This window comes from Carboxylicivirga sp. (assembly GCF_982718395.1).
The window spans coordinates 1-6,279 of record NZ_CEXQWX010000248.1 but is presented as its reverse complement, the minus strand read 5'-3'; the positions used below and the strand labels follow the sequence as shown (position 1 = coordinate 6,279).

The 6,279-nt window shown below is 39.0% G+C and carries 4 protein-coding genes; 3 read left to right on the top strand and 1 reads right to left on the bottom strand.

The genetic code is table 11. The features are described from left to right. On the top strand, positions 1 to 1,793 hold a 1,793-nt coding region (locus AC4MRQ_RS24455; protein WP_491200357.1), incomplete at its 5' end, for a S9 family peptidase. Between the two features lie 70 nt (positions 1,794 to 1,863). After that, positions 1,864 to 2,505: an NAD(P)H-binding protein gene (locus tag AC4MRQ_RS24450; RefSeq protein WP_491200356.1), complete on the top strand. Its 642-nt coding sequence runs from the start codon at positions 1,864 to 1,866 to the stop codon at positions 2,503 to 2,505. Between the two features lie 3 nt (positions 2,506 to 2,508). Here the strand turns inward: AC4MRQ_RS24450 and AC4MRQ_RS24445 are convergent, their stop codons facing one another. Beyond that, positions 2,509 to 3,834, bottom strand: a complete 1,326-nt coding sequence (locus AC4MRQ_RS24445) for a DEAD/DEAH box helicase (RefSeq protein WP_491200355.1) — start codon at positions 3,832 to 3,834, stop codon at positions 2,509 to 2,511. A gap of 416 nt (positions 3,835 to 4,250) precedes the next feature. Here AC4MRQ_RS24445 and AC4MRQ_RS24440 point away from each other — a divergent pair. Beyond that, positions 4,251 to 6,279, top strand: a 2,029-nt coding sequence (locus AC4MRQ_RS24440; RefSeq protein WP_491200354.1) for a hypothetical protein, incomplete at its 3' end; no start/stop codon positions are given.

The window sequence follows — 6,279 nt, the reverse complement described above, 5'->3', positions numbered from 1 at the left end:
AAGGCAGTTCACCACTCTGGAGTCCTGATGGGAAACATCTGGCATTTAAAATGAGATCAAATGTTGCATATCAGCTATTTGTTCTGCCTCAAGACGAAGAGACACCCATTCAAGTAACAAGCGAAAGTAACGGTGTTAACTCTTTTAAGTGGAATCCCGATGGAAAAGGATTTGCTTATCTTTCCACAAGCTCATATTCTTCAAAAGAGAAGGAATTAAAAAAACGGGGTTACAATTTTATCTTTTTTGAAGAGAACATTAAAAATGATAACCTCTTTTTAATCAAGATTAATGACCACTTTGAGCAAACAGCAAAAACCCAAATCACGAAAGAAGTGAATGTTTGGGATTTCAACTTTGATCAGCAAGGTAAGCAATTGGCTTATACAGCAACAGGGCTTAAATTGATTGATCAAAAATACATGTTCCGCAAAATTCATATTTTCAACCTGGAGAATGGCTTGGTAAAGCGCGTATTGAATAATGTTGGTAAACTGGGTAATTACAGTTTCAGTCCGGATGGCAAACACCTGACTTATACCGGCGCTCTTAACCTGAATGATCATGCTGTCAGCCAGGTTTATAAAGTTGATATTGCCAGCGGCAAGATAACGAATATATCTCCAGAGAATTACAAAGGACACATCACCTGGAGTGGATGGAAAAATAACAAAGAGATCGTCTACCTGGCGCACGAAGGTGTATATCCGAAACTATACACGGTAGCTTTAAAAAATAATAAACGAAAACTTATTCTGGATGCGAAAACCAACGGCATCATCTTTAGCTCTCCTCTTATTACTCCCGGTTTTGATTCTTTTGCCTTTAGTGGAAGTACACCAACCGATATGTCCAACATCTACAAATGGGATGGAAAAGGAGACTTAGTAAGAATAACCGATATCAATCATAGGTTAGCACAAAACACCTTAGGTCAGCAAGAGATAATTAACTATGCAGCACGAGATGGTTTAAATATCGAGGGGTTGCTAATAAAGCCGGTTGGTTACAAACAAGGGGAAAAATATCCATTGATCATATATGTACATGGCGGACCCGAATCGCACCATTCCAACGGATGGCTGAGTGGTTACTCAACACCCGGTCAGGTTATGGCTGGTAAGGGTTATCTGGTCGCTTACTTTAACTATCGGGCCAGTACCGGTTATGGAGTTGACTTTGCCATGGAAGGTTTTGAAGACCCTGCTGGCAAGGAGTTCGATGACCTGGCTGATGGTATTGATTATTTAGTCGAAAACTATGGAGCCGATCGCAATCGTGTTGGTATGGCAGGTGGCTCTTACGGGGGCTATGCTTCGGCATGGTTTGCCACCTATTACACCAATTACATTAAAGCTGCAGCTGTTTTTGTTGGTATCACCAATATCATAAGTAAAAAAGGAACTACCGATATTGCCTATGAGGAATTGCATGTCCACAGCGGGCAACCATTGGAAGAACAATGGGAAATGAATCTGAAGCAAAGTCCCATTTACCATGCGCATAAGAGTAAAACAGCCACTTTGATATATGGAGGGGCAGCCGATCCGCGTATTCATCCATCACAAAGCATGGAGCTTTATCGTCGCATGAAAATGAATGACCACCCGGCAGTTCGCTTGGTTCAATATCCAGGTGAAGGACATGGTAACCGCAAGCAAGTGGGGCGCATTGATGTACTTTATCGCCAAATAAATTGGATGGACTGGTATGTAAAAGATCTGAAACCTTTTGATGGACCAATGCCTCCGCTCGACATCAGCGATCAATACGGATTGGATTGGGAGTATTAAGGTGTAATTATTCAACGGATGAATACATTATTTACTGCCATATTCATCCGTTGAGTTTTAAACAGCAAAAATGAAAACAGCACTTATAGCAGGCTCAACAGGTTTGGTTGGTCAATCACTCCTTCAGACATTATTGGAGAGCAAACATTACAATAAAGTAATAACCCTTGTTCGCAGACCATTAGCTATTAATAATCCAAAGTTAATAAGCCACTCTATTAATTTTGATGCAATCCATGAGTTGAACATTGAAGAAGTTGATGATGTATTCTGTTGTTTAGGTACCACCATTAAAACCGCAGGTAGTCAAGATGCTTTCACAAAGGTAGACTATACTTATGTTGTGGAGTTGGCCAGATGGGCGCAAAAGAACAAATGCCGGCAATTTTCAGTTGTTAGTTCGGTTGGAGCTTCAAATAAAACATCTAATTTCTATCTCCAAACAAAAGGCAATATGGAGGTGTCTATCGCACAATTGTCCATTCCATCTATCCACATATTCCGACCTTCACTCCTGTTGGGACAACGTAACGAATTTCGTTTTGGTGAGAAAGTTTCAGAAAAACTAATGACGGTTTTCAATCCTTTAATGAAAGGTCGCCTTAGAAAGTACAGGGCCATTAAAGCCAGTGATGTAGCACAAGCTATGTTCAATCAGGCACAAAATGATTTTAAAGGTGTGATATTATTTGAAGGAGCTGAGATAAAATAATCCCTACTTCGATACCTCCATCTTTAACTTCTTGCCCTTAATGCGTTCATTCTTCAATAGTTGAAGTACTTTCTTTACTTTATCACGTTTTACGGCTACAAAGGCACTATGGTCAAGCACATCAATCAGTCCTAATTCATCTTTTTGTAACTTACCTTTCTTCAGAAATACCCCTACAATATCAACCTTATTGATTTTATCCTTTTTACCACTGCCGATATAGATGGTTTGCCATTGAGGTAATTCTGGTAAAGGCAAGCCAGTAGCCACCTCTTCAAAAGTTACCTCATCAGTAATATATGTTGGCACAGCTTCATCTTCGGCTAAAATCAGATAAGAGGTTCCTTCAGCATGCATCCGGGCTGTACGACCATTACGATGAATATAAGCCTCTTCTTTTGATGGCATATGATAATGCAATACGTATTTAATTTCAGGAATATCGAGCCCTCGTGAAGCCAGATCAGTAGTAATCAGCAGATGGTGACTTCCATTACGAAACTTTAAGAGTGCCCTCTCCCGCTCCTCCTGTTTCATACCACCATGGAATACATCATGAGCAATACCATATTCCGATAAATGATTACTTATTCTGTCAGCAGCGTCACGGTGGTTAACAAAAACCAACATTGGCGCATTACCTAATTGACTGATGAGACGAAGAAATATTTCAAGCTTATCACGTCCTTCGGCACGAACACCCTTTAGAGTCAACTTTGGTGGCAAATCCTCTTCGTCTAAAAAATTTAGCTCCTCGGCTTCTTTTAGCCCAACAAAAGCCGGTATTTGCCTCATGGCAGTTGCCGATGTCAACACACGTTGCTCAAGTCCTCCGAGCTGTTCTATTATTTCCTTCATCTCCTTTTGAAAGCCCAGATCAAGCGCTTTATCGAATTCGTCCAAAACCAAGAACTGAATATTTGTCGGATCAAAAGAATTCCGTCGTATATGATCCGCTACTCGACCAGGTGTACCAACAAGCACAGCCGGCGGATGTTTCAGGTTATTGATCTCAGTTCGGATTGAGTGCCCACCATAGCAACAATTTACTTTAAAACCAGTACGCAAACTTTTGAGTACCTGTTCAATCTGTAATGCCAGCTCACGTGCTGGTGCTAATATAAGTAGTTGTACCTGGTCGTTTTTTTTATCCAACTGCTCCACCAACGGCAATAGAAAGGCCAGTGTTTTACCCGAACCAGTTGGTGAAAGCATTACCACATCACCCCCACTACTGACAGAGGCAAAAGTGTGCTCCTGCATAGGGTTTAAAGAGTGTATATTCAACTGACGAAGGGCGACCTGACTTGATTTACGTAATTGTTGCATGCCGCAAAGATAAGGAAAGGTTTAAGGAATAAATCGCAAAGGTTTAAGCTTTGTACCTAAAAGGTTAAGCCTTTACATCAAAAAGGTTAAACCATTGAGTCCAAAAGGTTAAACCTTTGCACTCAAAAGCTTTAACCTTTCAATAAAAAACATTAAGGAAATACTCGGTAGCCCCCAGATTACTGTAGCAGTGAATCAATGGTTTGATCAAAATTATCTTTCGTATGCATACGTACCCTCTAAATCTCCATAAAAATGAATGAGGAAACTCATTAAGCGTTTTTAATGCGCTAAGCGAATGGCAGGTATACCCTCTCAACTTACATTTTCTTAATATCAATTGAGTTTAATTGATCCTTTTAATGTATTCAGGCCCTGATTTGTATTAAGCATCTTTTTCTATCTTAGCCCATCACATGCGCAACACAATACTTGTTATAATATTACTGCTTTATGTTTTACCTGTTCAAAGCCAATTAAGCCCTGAGCAGGAAGCATGGTTATATCGAATCGTGCAAAAAACACCCAGTTTAAAACATAATTGGCAGCATTACTTTGAGTTTAACACAAAACCATTTTATCGCGAATCGAATTTTAGACGATGGATTGATTATAATGCGATTGGTAAATACCTGAAATACAATCCTGATAGTTTAACGATTCACTATGATAGTATTCAATCTTCATCGAATGGTCTGATATCAGAAGCCGCCATTAAGCTGACTCTTTGGGAACTAAACGAAGAGTTAAAAAGGTACATCTACCAACAACCGAACTGTAATGATTCTCTGATCTTGACGCTCCAAAAACCAATTGTAACATTGTTGCCAAAGAGATTAAACAGTAAAAAAAGAAATAAGGTTCTCACAACTTTAATGCATCCATCGCTACCCATTTTCAAAAAAATAGAGCAACTCGAAGAAGCTAAACTTGACATCGAAGTTCAAAAAAAACTTCTAAACAAATGGAGTGATATCATCTCAGACTATAGTTTTGATCGCAGCCAGTATTTTTTCAATCTATTATCAGGTGGACAGAAGCTGAAAAACACGACATTTTTAGCAGCTGGCGAAGGTAGTGGCACTGCCGGACTCTTATACGAATGGGAACCTAATCCAAGCGACAGTACCAAACAGTGGTACGGTAGAGGCATAGGATTATTCACTTATAATACACGAACCCACAAAGACGAATTGTATTTGCAACCTCATCTTAAAAAGAAACTAAGTATTACTGGCAGTGAATCTATTAACTTGCACACTTCACTTTGGGGCCTCGACTCGTCGTTTAAGCCTATGCTGATTATTACGGACGATACTGTTAGCTATCATCTATTTGCTGACTCTTCGACCAAAGGCTTAACGCCAGATAAAAACAAAACTAAAGGCATTTCGCACCTCGATCGAATTGAAGAGCATCGACAACACAACATAGTTAGTGCGATGAATGAAATCAAAAACAATGATTTACTTAACAAAGCCTATCAAAGTAAATCATTGGTTGAAAATGAACTTTCCGGCTTAGAATCAGAGGTTGACACTTTGCGTAAATATGAACCCGATAACCTTGAAGCTATTAACTATAGAAAACGGTTAATTGATGCTAAACTAACCAACCTTAGCAAGAAAGAACAACGCATTAAGGAGTTGGAACGAAGTTTCGCAGCGAAATACAAGGAGATTGATAAGGCTGAAAAGAAACTTAAAAGCATGATTCAGCTACTTGGTCCCAAGCCTCAGCAATGGACAAAAGATGGAGAATTTTACATGTTTCCTTCAGGTGTTAAGTTTGATCCACTCACTCAGGATTTGATATTTCCTGAAAGTAATGACCAACGAAATCTGGAAATACGATTGGTTTCTGCGGGCTATACATTAGAAGGAGTAAAGAAAGATGAAGTACAAGCTTATGTGAGCTTAACCAAAGCCAAAGAACGAAAAATAAAATCATTGACCCCTGCTTATCCTTTAGTTGACACAACCTTAATGGTTTACTTTCATCCCGATGAATTTAAAAGTTATCATACAATTGACCTATCGGGGAATATTCTTCAGGAATTAAAAGCTACTAAGCATATTCAATTAGTTTTGGGAATAGCTGATTTACCAGAATCACTAAAAAGTCAATCAACAAATTACCTTAACAGAACACGTGAATACCTGCAACCTCAAACACTAAATGCACAAAACAGATTTGCAGCAATACATCTTAAATCAAACGAGGACACCTTAACAATCAGCTCTCTTGCTTATGCGGACCCTGTACCTACGCGCTTATCAAAAGCTAATTATCAATTAAGAACTGATTTGAATGTTACCACTGGCTCTATTAACAACAATCGCTATTTAATAGCCTTAAGAGCAACTCATACATTGAAACAGATACTGGAACTTTTAGAAATTAAATTAGCTAATGTACCTGAGGAAAACTTCAGTATTAATTTGG

Coding starts and splice junctions, on each gene's coding strand:
- AC4MRQ_RS24450 (WP_491200356.1), top strand. CDS start 1,864: ATGAAAACAGCACTTATAGCAGGCTCAACAGGTTTGGTTGGTCAATCA.
- AC4MRQ_RS24445 (WP_491200355.1), bottom strand. CDS start 3,834: ATGCAACAATTACGTAAATCAAGTCAGGTCGCCCTTCGTCAGTTGAAT.